General features: G+C 64.4%; 20 protein-coding genes. 8 read left to right on the top strand and 12 right to left on the bottom strand.

Annotated features, from left to right (window positions below):
• Positions 1-185 precede the first annotated feature (185 nt).
• Positions 186-464, bottom strand: coding sequence for a type II toxin-antitoxin system RelE/ParE family toxin (locus FJZ36_09355; GenBank protein ID MBM3215107.1), 279 nt, complete (start codon positions 462-464; stop codon positions 186-188).
• Complete coding sequence (locus FJZ36_09360; GenBank protein ID MBM3215108.1) at positions 424-630, bottom strand: hypothetical protein; 207 nt, start codon at positions 628-630, stop codon at positions 424-426. Before FJZ36_09360 ends, FJZ36_09355 begins: the two co-directional genes overlap by 41 nt.
• Before the next feature lie 257 nt (positions 631-887).
• On the opposite strand from FJZ36_09360, the gene FJZ36_09365 reads away from it, so the two are divergent.
• From FJZ36_09365 to FJZ36_09385, 5 genes are all read left to right on the top strand, one after another.
• Positions 888-2,417 carry a glutamate--tRNA ligase gene (locus tag FJZ36_09365; protein ID MBM3215109.1) on the top strand — a complete coding sequence of 510 codons (1,530 nt, stop codon included), beginning with the start codon at positions 888-890 and terminating at the stop codon, positions 2,415-2,417.
• Between the two features lie 56 nt (positions 2,418-2,473).
• Positions 2,474-2,677 (top strand): hypothetical protein, encoded by a 204-nt coding sequence (locus tag FJZ36_09370; protein ID MBM3215110.1) that lies wholly within the window; start codon positions 2,474-2,476, stop codon positions 2,675-2,677.
• A complete protein-coding gene (locus FJZ36_09375) occupies positions 2,674-3,906 on the top strand; it encodes a site-specific DNA-methyltransferase (GenBank protein MBM3215111.1) in 1,233 nt (410 codons plus the stop codon). Before FJZ36_09370 ends, FJZ36_09375 begins: the two co-directional genes overlap by 4 nt.
• Positions 3,907-3,990: 84 nt before the next feature.
• Positions 3,991-4,458, top strand: coding sequence for a class I SAM-dependent methyltransferase (locus FJZ36_09380; GenBank protein MBM3215112.1), 468 nt, complete (start codon positions 3,991-3,993; stop codon positions 4,456-4,458).
• Between the two features lie 11 nt (positions 4,459-4,469).
• Complete coding sequence (locus FJZ36_09385) at positions 4,470-5,408, top strand: hypothetical protein (protein ID MBM3215113.1); 939 nt, start codon at positions 4,470-4,472, stop codon at positions 5,406-5,408.
• A 6-nt stretch (positions 5,409-5,414) separates the two neighbouring features.
• Here FJZ36_09385 and FJZ36_09390 read toward each other — a convergent pair whose 3' ends face one another.
• Together FJZ36_09390 and FJZ36_09395 are read right to left on the bottom strand one after the other, a co-directional pair.
• Positions 5,415-6,374 carry a D-glycerate dehydrogenase gene (locus FJZ36_09390; protein ID MBM3215114.1) on the bottom strand — a complete coding sequence of 320 codons (960 nt, stop codon included), beginning with the start codon at positions 6,372-6,374 and terminating at the stop codon, positions 5,415-5,417.
• A gap of 131 nt (positions 6,375-6,505) precedes the next feature.
• A complete protein-coding gene (locus tag FJZ36_09395; GenBank protein ID MBM3215115.1) occupies positions 6,506-7,525 on the bottom strand; it encodes a zinc-binding alcohol dehydrogenase in 1,020 nt (339 codons plus the stop codon).
• Between the two features lie 371 nt (positions 7,526-7,896).
• On the opposite strand from FJZ36_09395, the gene FJZ36_09400 reads away from it, so the two are divergent.
• From FJZ36_09400 to FJZ36_09410, 3 genes are read left to right on the top strand one after another with little or no spacing between them, the layout of a single operon-like run.
• Positions 7,897-8,478 (top strand): sigma-70 family RNA polymerase sigma factor, encoded by a 582-nt coding sequence (locus FJZ36_09400; GenBank protein ID MBM3215116.1) that lies wholly within the window; start codon positions 7,897-7,899, stop codon positions 8,476-8,478.
• Positions 8,475-8,846 carry a hypothetical protein gene (locus tag FJZ36_09405; GenBank protein MBM3215117.1) on the top strand — a complete coding sequence of 124 codons (372 nt, stop codon included), beginning with the start codon at positions 8,475-8,477 and terminating at the stop codon, positions 8,844-8,846. Before FJZ36_09400 ends, FJZ36_09405 begins: the two co-directional genes overlap by 4 nt.
• Positions 8,839-10,146: a hypothetical protein gene (locus FJZ36_09410; GenBank protein ID MBM3215118.1), complete on the top strand. Its 1,308-nt coding sequence runs from the start codon at positions 8,839-8,841 to the stop codon at positions 10,144-10,146. Before FJZ36_09405 ends, FJZ36_09410 begins: the two co-directional genes overlap by 8 nt.
• Before the next feature lie 71 nt (positions 10,147-10,217).
• Here FJZ36_09410 and FJZ36_09415 read toward each other — a convergent pair whose 3' ends face one another.
• From FJZ36_09415 to FJZ36_09450, 8 genes are all read right to left on the bottom strand, one after another.
• Positions 10,218-10,820 (bottom strand): DNA-3-methyladenine glycosylase I, encoded by a 603-nt coding sequence (locus tag FJZ36_09415; protein MBM3215119.1) that lies wholly within the window; start codon positions 10,818-10,820, stop codon positions 10,218-10,220.
• A gap of 99 nt (positions 10,821-10,919) precedes the next feature.
• Positions 10,920-11,939: a type II and III secretion system protein gene (locus tag FJZ36_09420; GenBank protein ID MBM3215120.1), complete on the bottom strand. Its 1,020-nt coding sequence runs from the start codon at positions 11,937-11,939 to the stop codon at positions 10,920-10,922.
• Positions 11,926-12,255 carry a hypothetical protein gene (locus FJZ36_09425; GenBank protein ID MBM3215121.1) on the bottom strand — a complete coding sequence of 110 codons (330 nt, stop codon included), beginning with the start codon at positions 12,253-12,255 and terminating at the stop codon, positions 11,926-11,928. Before FJZ36_09425 ends, FJZ36_09420 begins: the two co-directional genes overlap by 14 nt.
• A gap of 357 nt (positions 12,256-12,612) precedes the next feature.
• Positions 12,613-13,896 carry a hypothetical protein gene (locus FJZ36_09430; protein ID MBM3215122.1) on the bottom strand — a complete coding sequence of 428 codons (1,284 nt, stop codon included), beginning with the start codon at positions 13,894-13,896 and terminating at the stop codon, positions 12,613-12,615.
• Positions 13,897-14,116: 220 nt separating this feature from the next.
• Entirely contained in the window at positions 14,117-14,884 is a 768-nt protein-coding gene (locus FJZ36_09435; protein ID MBM3215123.1) for a hypothetical protein, read from the bottom strand.
• A gap of 181 nt (positions 14,885-15,065) precedes the next feature.
• Positions 15,066-15,695, bottom strand: coding sequence for a hypothetical protein (locus FJZ36_09440; protein ID MBM3215124.1), 630 nt, complete (start codon positions 15,693-15,695; stop codon positions 15,066-15,068).
• Positions 15,696-15,761: 66 nt separating this feature from the next.
• Positions 15,762-16,421 (bottom strand): hypothetical protein, encoded by a 660-nt coding sequence (locus tag FJZ36_09445; protein MBM3215125.1) that lies wholly within the window; start codon positions 16,419-16,421, stop codon positions 15,762-15,764.
• Between the two features lie 134 nt (positions 16,422-16,555).
• Positions 16,556-17,932, bottom strand: coding sequence for a hypothetical protein (locus FJZ36_09450; protein ID MBM3215126.1), 1,377 nt, complete (start codon positions 17,930-17,932; stop codon positions 16,556-16,558).
• Between the last annotated feature and the right edge of the window lie 306 nt (positions 17,933-18,238).

Consider the following 18,238-nt stretch of genomic DNA (forward strand, 5'->3'; position numbering starts at 1 on the left):
GGTCGAGCGCTCACGCCGGGCGAGAGTCCCCGCAAACTTAGTGGGAACACAGCTTTGGATGGTAGCACCGCGCGACCGGAAGTCAAGCGGTTTTGGGCGGGCGATGGGGGTACCGTGGGATTAGGGCTGCTTCGCAGCTAGATCCGATTCGGAATACGTCCAGCGGCCACGGGATGGGTGCCGCGCTAGTCCTGGTAGGCGCCTCCGCGCTTCACCACTTGCAGGATGTGGATGACTTGGAGCGAGTCATTGATCGAATAAATGATCCGGTAGGCTCCGACGCGAACACGATAGACGCCTTCCTCTCCGACGAGCTTCTTGGTCCCGCGCGGGCGAGGCGCGTCGACGAGTTCTCGGATTCTCTTGCGGATGCGTTGCTGGATGTCCTGAGGAAGGTCACGGATCTCTTGGGTGGCGGCCGCCTTAATCCGGAGCTGATGCGCCACGCCGAGCCTCCTCCGCATCGAGCTCCGCCTCAAAGTCCTCCCACAAGATGTCCGGCTCCTTCATGCGCTCACGGGCAGTGAGAACGTCTTCGATGTCCTCCCAGAGCTCCGCCCATTCGCGCAAGTCGATGACGACGGCGGTTCGTGTCCCCGTGTCGTCCACGACATACTGAATGCCTTTCATCTCGTTCTCCTTGTGGCTGCATGGTAACACAGCCGCATCGTCTCGGCTAACTCGCGGAGCAGGTCCGCCAGCAACAGGTTCAGATGCCAGACCGTGACCGCGACGAATCCCCACCGCCGTCGCTTCCGCCGACTGGTTAGGTCGAGCGCTCACGCGCGGGTGAGAGTTCCGCAGAACTTGGCGGGAATACAGCTTTGGATAGCACCGCGCGACCGGAAGTCAAGCGGTTTTGCGTCATTCGGCTCATTTGGCAATGAATCGAACCTAGGGCATTATTGGGTCGAACCCCCCGACCCCGCGGAAGAGAGGATGTCGTGAATCCCAGCCCCGTCCGCGTCCGATTCGCACCGTCGCCCACCGGATACCTCCACATCGGTGGAGCCCGCACCGCCCTGTTCAACTGGCTCTACGCGCGTCACTACGGCGGGACCTTCATCCTGCGGATCGACGACACGGACGAGCAACGCAGCACGGAAGCCTCCACCGCCGCCATCTTCGACGCGATGCGCTGGCTCGGTCTCGATTGGGACGAGGGTCCCGACGTCGGCGGGCCCCACGAGCCCTACTTCCAGTCGGAACGCGTCGCGCGCCATCAGGAATGCGCGCGGAGGCTCCTCGACGAGGGTTCCGCCTACTACTGCTACTGCACCAAGGACGAACTCGAAGCCAAGCGCAAAGAGGCGGAGCAAGCCAAGCGCCCGTATCGCTACGACGGAAGATGCCGCGACCTCACCGCCGACGAGCGCGCCGCGTTCGAGCGGGAGGGCAGAACGCGCGTCGTGCGCCTCAAGGTCGAGAGCCAGACGATCCGCGTCCCCGACCTCGTCCTGGGCGACGTCGTCTTCGAGGCGAACACCCTCGACGACTTCATCATCATGAGGCACAACTTCACGCCCCTCTACAACTACAGCTCCGCCATCGACGACGAAGACCTGGCGATCACCCACGTCATCCGAGGGCAGGACCACCTCTCGAACACGCCCAAGCAGATCCTCATCTGCCGGGCGCTGGGCATCGAGCCGCCTCAGTTCGCCCACATCCCGATGGTCCACAACATGCAGGGGCAGAAACTCAGCAAGCGCGACGGCGCGGTGTCCGTGAGCGAGTACCGCGAGATGGGCTACCTGCCCGATGCGATGGTCAACTACCTCGTGCGCCTATCCTGGTCGGCGGACGGCGTCGAGGAAGTGTTCACGGTCGATGAGCTCGTGCGGAAGTTCGACCTGGACCGCGTCGGGAGGAGCCCCAGCCGCTTCGACCCGCAGAAGCTGCTCTGGCTCAACAGCCAGTACATCGCCCGCCGCTCTGTCTCCGAGCGCACCGACATGGCGGTTCCCTTCCTCGAAGGAGCGGGGCTGAACCTTTCCGGCGTCCCGCGCGCGGAGCTCGAACAGATCGTCGAGTCGGTCGGCGACCGGCTTCGCACGCTGCCGGACATCGTCACCTACACGAGCTACTTCTTCGACGACGACTACGCCTACGACGATGCCGCCGTCAAGAAGTGGTTCAAGGCGGCAGACGCGCTCGACGTCCTGACCCAGGCGGCGGACTTCATCGAGACGGTCGAGCCGTTCGACGCGGCGACGGTCGAGGCGCGCGTCTCGGAATGGGTCGGAACGCTGGACGCCAAGCCGATCCAGGTTCTCCAGCCGCTCCGCGTCGCCGTGACGGGTCGGATGGTCGGACCCGGGCTCTACGAAGTGCTCGCGTTGCTGGGCAGGAGCCGCGTCGTCGAGCGCCTGCGCCGCGCCGCCGAGCGGATCCGACTGGCTTGGCGCGTTCCCTGACGGTCCGGACTCGGCGGATGGCTTCTGTGGTACACTGCTCACGAAGGGGCCTCACGATGAAAGGCGTCCACTTCATCGTTGACGAGAAAGGAAAACCGAGGTCTGTCGTCATCGACCTGTGGGGCGAGTTGTGGGAAGACGTCTACGACACGATGCTGTCCGAGTCGAACGAGACGGACAGCCCACTGCCGTGGGAGGAAGTCAAGGAACGGCTGATGCGGCAGGCGAAATCCCGCGCCCAACTACAGCCTGCGAGTTGAGCGAGCCGTCGAACGCGACCGGCGCAGCCCGCGACTGGCACACGGAGCTCGCCGCCTTCCGCGACTTCGGGACCCCGACCCGCATCACGGAAACGCGCGTCGACGACGCTTGCGTTCCCACCTACATCAACGAGTTTTGGACGTCAAAGCAGCGCGCCGCGCACAGCCTCCACGAAGTCTCCTACCGCGCGTGCTTCAAGCCGCAGTTGCCCCGGTTCTTCCTTGAACGCCTCTCAGCACCCGGCGATGTCGTCTACGACCCCTTCATGGGACGCGGGACGACGCTCCTCGAAGCCGCCCTGCGCGGACGCGTCCCCTTCGGCTGCGACATCAACCCGCTGAGCCGCCTGCTGATCCGTCCCCGCCTGAACCCTCCGACGCTCGACGCCGTCATTGACCGGCTCCGCGACATCCCGCTCGTGCCGACGGAACCGCTCCCGTCCGACCTGCTGGTGTTCTACCACCCCGACACGCTCGCTGAGATCGTCGCGCTGCGGCAATACCTCCTACGGTCGGACGGCGATCCGGTCGACGACTGGATTCGCATGGTCGCCGTGAACCGTCTCACGGGGCATTCGCCGGGGTTCTTCTCGGTCTACACGCTGCCGCCGAATCAGGCGGTATCCGTCGAGTCGCAGGCGAAGATCAACGCGCGGCGGAACCAGACGCCCCCGCGCCGCTCCGTTCCCGAGCTCATCCTGCGGAAGTCGCGCTCGCTGCTGAGCCGGACAGACGCGGGAACGCGTGAGCGGCTTGCGTCCGTCGCGGGACATGTCCGCCTGCTGACGGGCGACTGCGCAGTGACGCCGGAGATATCGTCGGACAGCGTCCGCCTGATCGTGACCTCGCCGCCGTTTCTGGATATCGTGGACTACGCCCAGGACAACTGGCTCCGCTGCTGGTTCTGCGACATCGACGCGGATCGCGTCCCGATGCGCCTCTACCGGCGGCTAGAGGATTGGCAGGAGGCGATGACGGGCGCGTTCCGGGAGTTGCGTCGCGTGCTGGTTCCGGGCGGGCATGTCGCCTTCGAGGTGGGCGAGGTGCGGGGCGGCTCCGTCCGGCTCGAAGAGACCGTCGTGCGATGCGGATTCGACGCCGGGATGGAGCCGGTTCTCGTCCTCATCAACGACCAGGAGTTCACCAAGACGGCGAACGTCTGGGGCGTGGACAACCGGCGAAAGGGCACGAACACGAACCGCGTCGTCGTCCTGCGCAAGCCTGCCTGAGCTCCCCGCCGCCATTGCGTTGATCGGCATTCAACCGGCTGATAGAATCCGTGGTACAGACACCGACCCGAACCGGAAGAAGGTATGGTCCACGACACCCTCGAAATCGGGGCTGGAGACGGGCGCTTCGCAGAGAAGTACCTGCCTGACGCGGTTGTGACCGATGGGGATTCGGGGAAGGCGCACAACGCCGGTATTGACGTCATCTGTCGAGCAGAGGAGTTGTCGTTTCTCGACAACGCGTTCCAGAAGGTCGTCGCTGTGAATCCGTATGAGTTCGGGTTCCGAGACGAACAGGGTGCAACCTCTCTGCTTACCAGCGTAGGGCAAGTACTCAGACAGGGCGGTCTGTTCAACATCTATGCGAGTGGGGCGAATCCCCATTGTCAGAGGGCGAAAGTCGCCAGATTCGCTCCGGCGCTAGGCTTCGCCGTAGCCGCCCAACGTGAGATCGACCCATCCGTCGAGTTCCCAGGGCATGTGTTCCGAGCCGTCGACGGACACGGCGTCGTCAGGCCTCCAACGTTGATGATCTCGTTGAGGAAGCTCTAGGGCATCTTCCGATGCTGAGCAACAGACTCGAGATACGGTACCCGAAGCACCTTTCCGAGTCAGTGAGCCAGGCTCTGTACGCGAATGATCTGTATGAGCACGTCGACTCCCTGCTCGGATACGGGCTCGCACAGCACGGCGCGCCCGAAGGACACCACGTCACGCGATTCGGCTGGCAGCGCTACCTGGCGCTCGAGCAGGTAGCCATCGAGAACGGACCCATGGGTGCCGATGAGCTCCATGTGTCCGACGATGAACCTGCCGAAGCATGGGAAGGCGCCGACAAGGAAGCCGCACGATACGATGAGTGGGTCGCAGATGTGACGCGCGGACTGGCAGAGACGACACCGACCGCCGCCGCGCAGGCCTCCGAGCTTGCGCCGTTTGTGCGGTTCATGCGCCGATCGGTTGAGAACCAAGTCTACTTTCATCTCCTGTACGGTCCTGAGGTCTACAACCCGTGGCAGCCGCTGGCTCGCATCCTCGAGCGCGGCATACTGCTGTCAGCGGGAGCCGGTAAGACACCGGATCGCACTGACTTGACATTCCACTCGCGCGGACGGACCGGTCGTACCGGCAGCATGACCGTAGGGCCCAGATATGTCGCGCAGCAGATCGTCTACGACTACCTGTCTCGTGAGGCTCAGGGCTTCCGTGAGCCGAAGAACGGCGAGCAATTGGTCGCTCGCCTGGAGAGGATCAACGATCCGCACGTGCAGGACCAGATCAAGGGGCTCCTTAAGAAGGAAACCCTTCAGGTCCAGGTTCTTGCGCCGATGAAGCGCGCCGGAGTCATCGGGTCAGTCAATGCTGGCTATTTCGTGTTGACGACACCGGAGGACTGCGAGCAAAGCATCGCCTTCCATGACTCCAAGGTGAATGCCATGCGGATCGTCATTGATGCCACGAAGAGGACGCGGGAAGCGCTCGAGACGAACCGCATCGCGTAAGCGTGCCTACGCCACACCGAACGGCAGCGGCTCGCCTCGCAGACCTGCCATGAGGTTCTCGTATGCCATCGTCGCCATGCGCATGCGCGTCTGGACCGTCGCGCTCCCTAGGTGCGGCGCGATGACCACGTTCTCCAGCGACAGCAGCGGATGATCCGCCGGGATCGGCTCCGGCTCCGTCACGTCGAGGGCGGCTCCGGCGATCCGACCCGACGCCAGCGCGTCGTAGAGCGCCGCGTGATCCACGACGCCCCCGCGCGCGATGTTCACCAGGATCGCGTTCGGCTTCATCAGGGCGAGTTCCGCCGACCCGATGAGATGGCGCGTCTCCGGCGTCATCGGCGGATGGAGCGTCACGAAGTCCGACTGGCGGAGCAGGTCGGACAGCTCCGCGTACTCGATGCCCAGCTCCGCCTCCCAGTCGGGACGGCGCGTCCGCTTGTAGTAGAGCACGCGCATGTCGAAGCCCAGCGCCCGTTTGGCAACGGCGTACCCGATCCGCCCCATCCCCACAATCCCCAGCGTCGCGTGGTGGACCTCCTGACCCCAGAGGATGTTCGGGTCGTAGTAACCCCACTCCCCGGCGCGGACATAGCGCGACCCGCGCACGACGTTTCGCGCCGCGCTCAGCAGCAGGGCAAAGGTCATGTCCGCCGTCGCGTCGCTCAGGACGCCCGGCGTGTTCCCGACCTGAATGCCCCGCGTCTTCGCCGCCCGTGAGTCGATGTGATCCGTCCCGACGCCCATGTTCGAGATGACTCGCAGACGCGGCGCGGTCGCCATCATCGCGTCGGTCACCGCCTCGTGGCCATAGGTGAGGAGCCCGTCGAGGTCGGGCAGACGGTCGGCGATGGGCGGCGTGACAGCGCTCGTGTGCCACATGTCGACGTCGCACGTCTCGCGGATGCGGTCGGCGATCTCCGCCGGAATGGGCCGCGTGATGAACACGCGCGGTCTGTCGCTCACCGTACCCCTCCACGCCCGGACATCTCCGACTCAGCGCGGCTCTCGCCGAGCGGCGGCGTTCCTTGGTCGTAGGGGCGGGTCTCAGACCCGCCCCTACGGTTCCCGTAGAGCCGAGCCCAGTGTCCTAGCCGCTACCGCCAGTCGAGCAGAACCCCCGTGTAGACGTTCGGCTGATCGCGCAGACCGTCGTACGCCTGTTTGATCTGCTCCGGCTTGAGGCGGTGTGAAATGAGCGGCTCCAACTGCAGCTTGCCCGTCTCCAGCCAGCCGAAGATCATCCGCTGCTTGCTGAACTGCGATACCTGGTTCCCGATGGTCGGATACATCGGCAGGCACCATTCGAGCGCGCCGCGAATCGTGATCCACCGCGTGTGTGTGTCCGAGAAGACCTCCGTCAGATCGCCCTGCACCGACACGCGCGGGCTGCCCAAGATGACCAACTGACCGAAGGTCGCCGTCGCCTTGAGCGCCTGCTTGCACACCGCGCTATGTCCCACAGCATCGACGGTGATGTTCCCCATCTCCCCGCCGGTGATCTCACGAACCCCTGCTTGAACCTCCTCCGGCGAGCCGCCCACCGTGAATGGAACGCCGCATCGCTCCGCGAGCTTCCGCCGCGCCTCCACCGGATCGACGCCGATGACCCGGCAGCCCATGATCCCGAACGACTGCGCCGCCAAGTTCCCCACCATCCCCAACCCGAACACGACGACCCACGGGTTGTTGACGATCTCTGCGACGATGATCCCCGTCGTCGCGACGCCCGCCATCCGAGACGCCGCCGCGATCGCCGGATCGATCCCCTCGGGAACCTTCACGATGAGCCGATCTGTGCCGTATCGCAGGGCGGAGACGTGGTTCCCATAGGTGAACACGCGGTCGCCCACCTGAACCCGCGACACGCGATCCCCTGCCGCGCGGACGATCCCGACGTTCGCATAGCCGGAGCGCCACGGATAGGCGCACCACGCCCCGGGACGGAACACGTTCGGATCGGTGCCCGTGTAGTTGGCGAGCTCCGTCCCCGTGCTGATGTAGGTGAACTCCGTCTCGATGAACACCTCGTTGGAGCCGAGATTCGCGTCGCTCAGCTCCTCCGACCGGAGTTCCACTTCGTTCTGACCCGTGACGACGACCTGCCGAATGTCCACTGGATGCTCCTGCTATGTGCGACCGCGCCAGCTTGTCGGACTATCTCAGCCGCGTCGATGCGTCGGCAGAATGGCAAAGGCGCGCCGAAATGAAAAGGGCTCCGTCGCGCGGGCCCATTCACGACTGCGAAGCGCGTGTTGCTCCCACGAGCTCTCTCATCCTTCGTGTTGCCCCTCAAGGCGTTCCCTTCGCTTGGCGTTCAGGGCAAGCAGGACAGGCATCGGGACAAGTCTCTGAGGAGTGAAGCGAAGAACCGACGGATGCACGTCATGCAGATGCTTCACGAAGCCTGGGCTATGTGTGATGTCACAGCGTGTTTGGACGCAAGTTTTTCGCGTTGAGCGTCTCTATAGCTTCCAGAGGCGGCACGATGGAACGATCCGAGTCGGACGACGAACTCATCGAACGATGCCATCGCGGCGATGATGTGGCGTTCGAAGCCCTGTACCGCCGGTACGTCGGACTGGTCTACACGATCTGCTACGGCATGACCTCATCCGTCGAGGACGCTCGTGACCTGTGCCAAGAGACGTTTCTCAACGCCTACCGTCGGTTGGGCACGTTCGAGGGTCGGGCGGCATTCAAGAGCTGGCTCCGACAGATCGCCGTGCGCCTCTGTCTGCGCCATGCGGAACGCGTCGCTCATTCCGCGCGCATCGCGGAGGAACCGCTCGTCGAGCGCGTATCGCCTCTCCGACAACCGGACGAAGAGATGGAACGCCAGGAATCCAACGAACGCCTGTGGCAAGCGATCCGCTCGCTGCCGCCGGATGATCGCGCGGTGCTCCTGCTCCGCGAGATGGAAGCGATGCGCTACGACGAAATCGCCGACGCCCTCGGATGGTCGGTGGAGAAGGTGACGACGCGCCTGCATCGGGCGCGGGCGAAGCTCGCGACGCAGTACAAGCGCTTGTTTGCGAGTGCGACTTGGATCGACGGAAGAGTGCCATGACCGAAGACATGCTTTCTCAGCTTTCGGCGTACTTGGAAGGAGACGTGACGCCGTCGGAGCGCGCAGCCATCGAATCGCAGTTGGCGCGCTCCACCGACTGGCGAGCCGCGCTGGACGAACTGGTCGCTCTGCGCGACGCGATCCGCTCGCTGCGGGTGGACGTGCCCGACGATCTGGGCGCGGGCTTCCAGCCGCCCAGGGAGCCGGAGCCACCGTCGGTGTACGACGTGATCCAAAGACTGCGCCGCACACTCGAAGGACTGCGCAGCAAGGTGGCGATGCACGACGAACGACGGCGCGCCGCTACGCTCATGCGGACAGCCGTTCGCCTCTGCCCGGATACCGTGAAGGAGTCATACCATGGCTGAAGAAGGCGTGTCGCGGTTCATGCGCGATCGCGTCGAAGTGGTCGATCAACCCGCGCTCGACACAGCCAAGACGCTTCGCGAGCGCATCGAGGAACTGACGAAGAAGATCGAGGACGGCGCGCTCTCCCCCTCGGACGCCAACGAGCAGCTAGATCGGCTGCAGCGGCAGTTGGGCTGGATCGAAGCCGTCATCAACGAGCGCAAGAAGGTCGTCAAGCTCTGTGAAACCGTCGAACTCACGCGCGAACAGACGTTCCATCTGAACGCGAGCGAGCTGTCCGTGTTGATCGGAGGCGCAGGCGGTGGGGGGTCCATCGTCGAAGTGCTCGGCTGGGACGAGCCGCATGTACGCGCCATCGTCGAGGTGCGCTCGTTCGATCACGACCGCGACGTGGCTCAACACCGCGCCGAAAAGGTGTCCGTCAACGTGACGAGCGACATCGGTGAGGCGCTTCGAGACTTCGGCTACCGCGATACGCGCGACCTGACCACCTTTCGCGAGATGCTCCGCTTCCGTCACGCGGACGCCTCGAAGTGGGTGAACGATCTCACCGCGTCGCCCCCGTTCCTCTATGTCTCCGTACCGGATCAGGATTGGGTGACCTCCAAGTATGAGGTTCCCGGCACGAACGCCGCGCGCCGCTGGACGGGTCCCGCCGTTGACATCGAGAAGGTCGCGATTCACGTGCCCAGAGCCATGCGGTTACGTATCGCATCGTCAGGCGCAGTCGTCCGGGGAATGCGCGCCGGTGTCGACCTGATCGCCTACGATAACGGAGCTACGTTGCAGGACATCGAAGGGGAAGTGCGCATCGTCACCCGCGTCGCGACGGGCTGCGAATCCAATGGGAGCCCAGAACACGAATTCTACATTCGCCGCCACACGAAGACCGATCCATCGGTGCGCCTGAACCGTATCCGCGGTGCGATACTGGTTCGGGCTGACGCCAGCGATGTCCACATCGAGGACGCCATCGGCTCTATGGACATCGCGACAGTCATGTCACAGATCCAGGCGCGGCTGAACCACGATTGCTTCGCCGAACGATTGCCGCTTCGGTTTTCCTCGGAATGGGGCGACGTCGAGCTGAGCGTGCCGGCGGGTTTCTCGGCGGAGCATCGGCTGGAAACCGAATACGGGGAGATTCGCACCGAAGCGGGAAAGAGCACCGAAACGTGGACCGCGATTGGCGACGATCAGGCGCTCTATGTCGGCTCAGCAGGACGGCACCGGACACAGGACGCCCCGCTGCAAGTGTGGACGCGCGGAGGCAAAATCCGCCTGCAGACGTCAACCTAGCGTGTTCGTCCCGACGGGCCCGGATCGCTGGCGCACGAAAACCTGTAGGCGCGCAGGCGTTCTGTCGATGGCTACGCGCGCCGGGCGATGACTCCGAGCTCCTGACGCGCCTGCTCACAGCGCGCACGCGCGGGGCAGCCAGCGACGTGGTCGTTGACCAGCCCCATCGCCTGCATGAACGCGTAGACCGTCGTGGGTCCGACGAAGGTGAACCCGCGCCGCTTCAGGTCCTTGCTCAGCGCTTTGGATTCCGCCGTGGACGACGGAAGGTCGTCTGGCACGGGACGCCGCTCCGGCTCGAACGACCAGAAGTAGTTCGCCAGCGAGCCGAACTCGTCGCGCAGTTCCAGCGCGCGACGCGCGTTGTGGATCGTCGACTCGATCTTGCCGCGATGCCGGATAATCGAGGCGTCCTGGACGAGGCGCTCGACGTCCGCACCGTCGAAGCGAGCCACCTGCTCGAAGTCGAAGTCGGCGAAGGCGCGCCGGAATCCGTCGCGCTTCCGCAGGATCGTCAGCCACGACAGCCCCGACTGGAACCCCTCCAGACAGAGCTTCTCGAACAGCCGGTGGTCATCGACGACGGGCATCCCCCACTCGTCGTCGTGATAGGGGCGGTAGTCCGGATGGTGGTTCGCCCACTCGCACCCGCTCTGGCTGGCAGCGTCAGACATACGGACACCCGTCGAGGTCCATAGGCTCAGGCCGGATCGGAATGCCAGAATGGATGGCGTCATCGTGCAAAGCGCGGAGGAACCGACAGCCGTTGGCGTCTAGTTGCCAACCATCGCGCTGAGGTCCGTCGGAGGCTGCCCCTCTTTGATGATCCTCGGCATGATGAAGATGGCGACCTGTTTCCGCGTTGTCGCCTTCCGAGTGCCGCGGAACAGGTACTTGATCACGGGAACCGACCCGAAGAACGGAACCTTCCGCTCCTCGGTCTGCTCCCGCTCCTCGATCATCCCTCCGATGATAACCATCTCCCCGTCGCGCACCCGCACCGTCGATTTGACGCTCCGCTTCTGGATGGTCGGAAGCCCTTCGGCTCCCGTCGCTATCACGTCGTTCACCTCGGGAGCCAAGTCGAGCGTGATATCGCCGTTGTCGGCAACTTGGGGCGTCAGTTTGAGGATCGTCCCGGACTGGATCTTCTGGAGCTCGACGCGCGGGAAGGCGACCGTCCCCGTCTCGATCTTGTAGTACTGCTCCAGACCGATCTCCATGGTCGCTTCCTTGCCATTCTGAGCGATGACCGCCGGGTTGGCGCGGATCTTCGCTTTGCCAGACGAGACCAGGTCGTTCAGCGTCGCCAGGAGCCGGTTCGTGTACTCGCCCGTGCGCGTGACCGTCAAGTTCTGGATGAACGACCCGAGCTCCTGTTGGTTCCCCCGAACGTCCGAGAACCCCTCCGCCGGAGGCGTTCCAGCGGCGGTCAGCGGAGACCGCGTCGTCTGCCAGTCCCACCCGACCTTGAGCTCCTTGCCGGCTTCCTCGGTGAACTCCGTCACGAGCGCGCTCAGAACCACCTGCACCGGCGGCTGATCGATCTTCTGGATGATCTGGATGATGTCGTCGCGGTAGACGATCGGAGCCGCGATGAGGGCGTAGGGCTGGTTCGCCGCTAGGCGGACATACTCGACCACCCAGTCGGGCAACAGGTCGCGGAGCTGCCCCACCGTGACGTACCGCAGGTTGTAGAAGATCGTCTCGGAAACGCGGGGGAACGCGGGGCTTCTCGCCTGCGCGGGACCGACGAAGTAGGTCTTGGGACCCAGCTTCTTATAGGTCGGCACCCAGCGGAGCCGTTACGTAGTCGAGGAACCGCTCCAGCGGCATCTCTTCGACCTGCACGGTGACGCTGCCCCGGACGAGCTCGGAGACGAAGATCTGGAGGTTGTGTTCGAGCGCCAGGTCGCCGATGACGTTCTGGATGGAGTCGCCGACCCATGAGGACGAGATGAGGACCGGTTCCTCTTCTTCGAACTTCTCCACGGGTTCCGCTGAGACGGCTTCATCCGCCGTGGTCGGTTCGGGTGTGGGCGTTGTCGCGCGAGGCTCCGTCGGCGACGGCAGGACGGCGACCTCCCGCTGGGGCGCGACCCTGGGCACGCTCGGAGTCGTGGCAGAGGGCGGAGGAGTCACCGGAAGGGGCTGTACCACTCGCGCCGGGGTCTCTGGCTCAGGCGCTGCACCGACGGCTCCACCCCGCGTTCCGGCGCAGCCTCCAAGCGCATACGCGGAGAGCATCAGCCCCAACGAAAGCATCCACCGGAGGGTGCTTCGCGTGCCGGGAAGCAATCTGTTCACGATCGTGCCCCATTCCTGTGCAAGACGCGCTGCAGCAGTGCGCAGACCGAGACGTTTCATGCCCGCAGACGTTCGCGGCGGGCTCCCAAATCCCCGTCAGACTACGCGATGTCCTGTTGAGCGACGCGGACGGCAGCACCCGTCGCTTCGAGGGTGTGCTTACTCGCCCGGGCTCCTGCCCTGGAATCCGGGCGGAAGAACGCGAAGGAGGACAGCGAGCTGGCGCGTCTCCGGCTCAGGAAGCGCTGTGCCATCAAGCCTCCTCGGTTCCAGAACGACGAACTTCTCACTCACATCCGACAGGGCTTTTGAGTCCAGCACAGCACGAACCTGGAAGGAGCGTTCCCCGCCAGCGGTGACCAAGAACCGCGATGGAACCGCTGTCAAGCCTTCACTTGGATGCACGGAAACAACCAACTGCTCGTCCACATTGTTCGTGATGGTGACATCCTCGCGGACGACTCTGCCAGCGCTCCCCGCCAGTGTGATGCGCTCGGACGCCAGACCCAGAACCCCCAAGCGGCGCATCTCCGTTGGAACGCCGGCGATCGGCGCGCGCACCTCGAACTGCGTGATTCGCGTCGCGACGTCCAACGCGCCGCCCCAACCGATGCGCAGCTCCGCTTGATACGCTCCCGGGCGCAACGGCGCTTGGACCGTGGCGACGAACTCGCGCTCCGAGTTCGGGAACACGACCTTCGACCCGGCGGGGATGATCACCTCCTCGACGATGCGCCGCTCGTCCAGATTGCGCACCGTCGCTGTGACGTCCGCCAGGATGTGGGTATTCCCTTTATTAGCAAACTTGCCCACCAATTTCAACGTCTGCCGCGATTCGGTGGGTTTCGGGAAATCCACGCCCCAATCGACCACGCGCACATCGTAATACGGTTCGATCGCGCGAATCACCGTCGGCGGTTGGTCCGGAAAGCGGCTGGGTCGGCGCACACCCGCCGTGACGAAAGCCAGCACGCCCACCTCGAACGTCACGCTGACGCGGCGGGATGCTGTCGTCGACGTGACCGGATCTGCCGGGCCCGGGTTGACGGCGATGGAGGCGTAGTACTCGCCGCGAGCCGTCACGGGGAGCCGGACCGTGCCGCGCACTCGACGCTGTTCCCCGGGGTCCAACGGAAAGACAGGATCCGCGATCGAGATGAACGGAGCGGCGGAGAGCTCGAACGGAGTGTACCGATCGCCCTGTTCTTCTCGAAGCCGCTCTTCGAAGAGCATTTCGCCTTTGAGACCCAGGCGGAACTCCTCCGCCCGGACGCGGATCGTCCGCCGGGTCTCGCTCGTGTTCGCGACGACGAGCTCAAAGGGTTCCGGCGCGCCGCCGGGCTCGGCGAGGATCTCCAAGCGCATGGGCGTCACGGAGACGCTGGCGTGGAGCGCCGGAGCGAGGATCAGAGCGAGCAGAAGGCAGAAGGCACGAACTCGCACAATCGCCTGCGTTCATTGAGGGCGCGAGGTTCCGTGAATCCTTCGCAGAGCCGCTACCACGACATCCGAAGTGTCATGCCTCCGCCGCCCATCACATAGGTCCCTTGGTCGGGGGCTTCGGTGAGGTCGCTCGCGCTGCCGGAGTTCTCATTGTTGATCGCTCGAGAGGTGATCGCCATCGTCATGCTCGTGTCGGACGCCGGTGTGTTGTAGGTGACGGTCACACCCGTTGAACCAAGAAACGTGCCGTGCGCGACGAAGTTCTGATAGCCCTCGGCGCTCTCCCGCCGACCAGGCTGAACCCCGTCTGTCCGCTGGCTCCGCTGACGTAGAGATCGCCATCGTATTTCAGGTAGGTATCCAGTTGGTCGCCCGATCCGCTGCTCAGGTTCGGCACCGTGCCGCGAACCGTCAGCCGGATCAGCGCCGCTCCGTCCGTGTAGACATGCGTCATCGTCTTGCTGGTTCCCAGGAACTGCGTCTCGAAGGCGCTGGAGCCGCCGCCGACGTAGAGGAAGTCTCCGCTCCCGATGCCGTCGGTCGTCGTCTCCGTCGCGAATCCGGTCGTTGTGACACCGTCCGCGACGGTGCCCAGCGCGCTCTCGGCGACGAGGTTGTAGTAGGTCGCCAGCGTCTCCCCGCCCACCGAGTCCGTGAGGATCTGGTTCGCCTGAGACGTCGTCGTGTCGAACACGGCGTGTCCGTTCGTCACGAGCCAGTAGACGGCGTACGCATCTCTCTTGCTCGTCGCCAGATTCGCGTTCTGCCAGTCGTCAATGCTCGTCGACGGGTTCGTGACGGGGGTATTGTCGTCGATAGAAGCGAGAATGCTGCCCACGACGCCCGTGTAGTCGTTCACCTTCTCGGAGAAGTCGCGACCTCCGCCTCCGCCGCCTCCGCCGCCTCCGGGCGCGGTGTAGAGCGCTCGGGAGGGCACGAGGCACAGGACGAAGGTAATCCACGCCATCCATCGTTGGAAAGGTCGCATCTGCCGCTCAGTTCCCGGCTTGCGACGCCGCTAGTGGCCCGTGACTTTGGAGATGCCGTATTCCCCCCACCTCAATCCTCCCCCACGCTTCGCGGGGGGAGGAGGCTATGTCCCCTCCCCCTCGCATGGGGGAGGGTTAGGGTAGGGGTTGGACAAACCGACAACTCACTGTCACTGACCGTTAGTAGGTCATCCTCAACGTCAGGCTCGTCGTGTAGGTTCCCGTGTCAGGGGCTTCCGTCAGATCGCTGCTGCTGCCCGAGTTCTCGTTGTTGATTCCCCGGCAGACCACCTGGAACGCGAAGTTGCTGGGACCTCCGTTCACGTCGTTCTTCTGAACCCCTACGCCCGTCATGAACGCCGAACCCAGCACCGGGTTCAGGTAGCCCTGCGACGCCGGGGGCGACGGTGTCCAGCCGGGCTTGTTCCCCGAAGCCTCGCTGCCGTCGAACCACCAATAGGTCTTGAGCGTATCGCCCGTCGTCGGGTGCGTCAGAGAAGCCGGAGCCGTGACGGTCGACATCGTTGCGCTCTCGTTGCGTGCGAGGTTGATCCGGTAACGCACGGGCCAGTCGCCAGCCCCTGTCGGGAGTGCCCCATCCGACGGTGTGGGGGTAGCCTCCGTCGTATCCCATGTCGACAGGCCTGCCTGCGAGTACGTGGCGGGGTTCGGGTTCGCCGGAAACCCGCCGCCAGACCACGTGGGAGCATCCCACGCGCCCCGCGCCAGCAACATCAGACCCCCGCAGAACACACCCAACATGCTCGAACGTCCGACGCGCCACATCGTTCTGCCCCGCTTCATCCTCATCGATACCGACCACGCCTGCCATCGTAGGGGCGGGTCTGAGACCCGCCCCTACTGCCACGCTACTCGCTACGGAATCGCCGTCGCCCGCAGCGTGAACGACACCGTGTAGGTTCCCACTTCGGGAGCCTCGGTGTTGTCGCTCGCGTTGCCGAAATCCTCGCCGTTCAATCCTCGGACGGTCAGCGTCAGCAGCGCCGCGCCGTCCTTATTGATGCGAGTCAGCGTCTTGCCCGCGCTCAGAAACTGCGCTGCCGTATAGCCGTTATCGCTCGCCCACGTCGCATTTCCGCCACCGACATACTGAAAATTCGTCATCGAAGACCCGCTCTTGGGCCCGATGCCGTTGCCGTATTGCCCTGACGCGAACCCCGTCGTCGAAGTCCCGTCGCCATCGGAGTTCAGGTTGTAGAACGTCGGCAACTGCTCGCTCGTGGCCGAGTTCGTCAGGATCTGATTCGCCTGCGTCGTCGTCGTGTCGATCGTCGCGCTCTTGTTCGTCACGAGGCGAAAGATCGCGACGCAGTCCGTCTTGTCGTAGGTGTTGTTGGCGTTCTCCCAGTCCGTGATACCGGTCCCCGCCGTCGGCGACTGCTTCGCCGTGATGAAGGCGAGGATGCTGTTCACCGTCACCTGGTACGTCTGCGCCGAAGAGTCCGTCGTCGCCAGGCGCGTATCCCTCGACGCCAGACAGAGCGCGACCATAGCAAGGATCCGAGCGATGCGCATGTGTCTAGTCCTATGGCGACGATGCGCACATAAGTGTACGCCCGACGCGATCCGTTTTCAATGGTGGCATACCGGATGCGGGTCGGGCAAGGGCGCAGAGCCGCTCGCGACGCGTACTGCGCGGCTTCACTCGTTTACTCGTCGCCGACGCCATCCTGTACGGATGCACCATCCGTGCCAGCGGCTTGTTCGGCGGAACGCGGCGGCAGAACGCGGACGGTTGCCTGCAGGACCTGCGTCTCCGTATCGGGGAACGTCGAGCCGGAGAAGGTCACCGGAACCATCCCGATCAGCACTTGTTCGGTGATTAGCGAGCTCTCTTTGTCCGCCTTCACGGTCACGTTGACGGTCCGCTCCGCGTCGGGAGCGATGACGAGCGTCTTGGGCGAGAAGGTGAACCAACTCGCCAGCGGTGACTCTTCGAGGAACTGCGGCGTGACGCGCATCGGTTCCTTGAACGTGTTCTTCAGCGTCAACTTTCCTCGGCTCGTCTCACCAGGGCGAACGCTGATGAACGCCTTCTTCATGCTCAACTGCAGGACACCGCTCACCGGAGGGCGTGTTCCCGCGATCGGCTCCGTCACCTCGACGGCGATCTCCTGCCGCGTCGCCTGCCGGGATTCTCCCCAATCCACGTCCACGAGAATCTGGTATTTGCCGGGTTCTAGCGGCGACTCGAACTCGCCCCGGAACCGCCGCGTCGTGTTCGCAAACACCATGTCGAAACCGTGCCGCAGCACGACTTCCTCAAGAATGCGCCGCTTGGCGACGTCCCGCAGTCGCGCGCGGATCACCGGCGAGATGAACGTCGTGCTCAGGTTCTCCAGCTTGCCTAAGACGCGCAGCGCCGGCTTCTCGTCGCCCGGCTTCGGCGTGAACGCCTCCAACTCGCTGATGTTGACGTTGTAGTACTCCGGCTTCATCCGCCGCAGGAGCACTTCCGTATCGCGCCCTCTGCCGATCTCCTGGCGATACCCCGCCACGATGAACACCGACGCGGCGATCCGGAACACGACGTTCACGCGCCGAGTCGTATTCCCCCGCACGGGAGCCGCTTCGGGACCCGGATCGGCGACGATCATCGCCAGGTATTCGTCCTGGGCGTCCGGCGGCAGGTTCACCGAGAAGTCGATCGCGCGCGATTCGTTGGGAGCCAGCGTTACCGTGCCCCCGCCAGCAACCGTGATGAGCGTCCGGACATCCACGCCTGACGACTCGCCTTCCGGCGCGGCGAACGCCTGGCTGTCATCCGGCGCGACGTCCTCGACGAGCGACGCGTTGCCGTCCTCATCGACGCTCACGCGCTGCACGAGCAGGCGAACATCCCGGGTCGTCGGCGTCGTATTGATGAGGGTCATCTGGAAGGGGGTCGGTAGTCCAGGGCGGGCGTAGACATCGACGCGGAGGGGCGTCAGCCCGATCACGGCATGGGCGCGGAACGCCGTCAGCGCCATCAGCAGGGACGACAGCGCAACCCAGGCGCTAGCCCATCTGCCGTGCATCCGAACCATCTCGGACGGTTCCTCCGCCGAAGCCGTGAGAACTCACGTGGCGACGCAACTCAAGAAACGTCACCGAACGCCGATCGGTTCCCTAGATATCTGTTTCATAGATTCATGGCTTGATCGAAGGCCTTGCGGTGGTAGGGACGGGTCTCAGACCCGCCCCTACGGGGCTTTCACTATCTCCGAAATGAACCACTAAACCCAGCAAGCGCACGCGGAGCGCTCAAGCCGCCGTCTTGGCTCGGCGCGGCTCGAAGGCTCCACACGTGTGATTCGCTGCTAGGTATAGACTGCCATCAACGCGGCAGCGAG

The organism is Candidatus Poribacteria bacterium, assembly GCA_016866785.1.
Lineage (GTDB): Bacteria > Poribacteria > WGA-4E.

Bases quoted from the DNA above. Each gene is read 5' to 3' on its own strand.
- FJZ36_09355 (MBM3215107.1), bottom strand. From the start codon at position 464: ATGCGGAGGAGGCTCGGCGTGGCGCATCAGCTCCGGATTAAGGCGGCC.
- FJZ36_09410 (MBM3215118.1), top strand. From the start codon at position 8,839: ATGGCTGAAGAAGGCGTGTCGCGGTTCATGCGCGATCGCGTCGAAGTG.
- FJZ36_09415 (MBM3215119.1), bottom strand. From the start codon at position 10,820: ATGTCTGACGCTGCCAGCCAGAGCGGGTGCGAGTGGGCGAACCACCAT.
- FJZ36_09400 (MBM3215116.1), top strand. From the start codon at position 7,897: ATGGAACGATCCGAGTCGGACGACGAACTCATCGAACGATGCCATCGC.
- FJZ36_09385 (MBM3215113.1), top strand. From the start codon at position 4,470: ATGCTGAGCAACAGACTCGAGATACGGTACCCGAAGCACCTTTCCGAG.
- FJZ36_09450 (MBM3215126.1), bottom strand. From the start codon at position 17,932: ATGGTTCGGATGCACGGCAGATGGGCTAGCGCCTGGGTTGCGCTGTCG.
- FJZ36_09435 (MBM3215123.1), bottom strand. From the start codon at position 14,884: ATGCGACCTTTCCAACGATGGATGGCGTGGATTACCTTCGTCCTGTGC.
- FJZ36_09370 (MBM3215110.1), top strand. From the start codon at position 2,474: ATGAAAGGCGTCCACTTCATCGTTGACGAGAAAGGAAAACCGAGGTCT.
- FJZ36_09445 (MBM3215125.1), bottom strand. From the start codon at position 16,421: ATGCGCATCGCTCGGATCCTTGCTATGGTCGCGCTCTGTCTGGCGTCG.
- FJZ36_09380 (MBM3215112.1), top strand. From the start codon at position 3,991: ATGGTCCACGACACCCTCGAAATCGGGGCTGGAGACGGGCGCTTCGCA.
- FJZ36_09360 (MBM3215108.1), bottom strand. From the start codon at position 630: ATGAAAGGCATTCAGTATGTCGTGGACGACACGGGGACACGAACCGCC.
- FJZ36_09405 (MBM3215117.1), top strand. From the start codon at position 8,475: ATGACCGAAGACATGCTTTCTCAGCTTTCGGCGTACTTGGAAGGAGAC.
- FJZ36_09440 (MBM3215124.1), bottom strand. From the start codon at position 15,695: ATGAGGATGAAGCGGGGCAGAACGATGTGGCGCGTCGGACGTTCGAGC.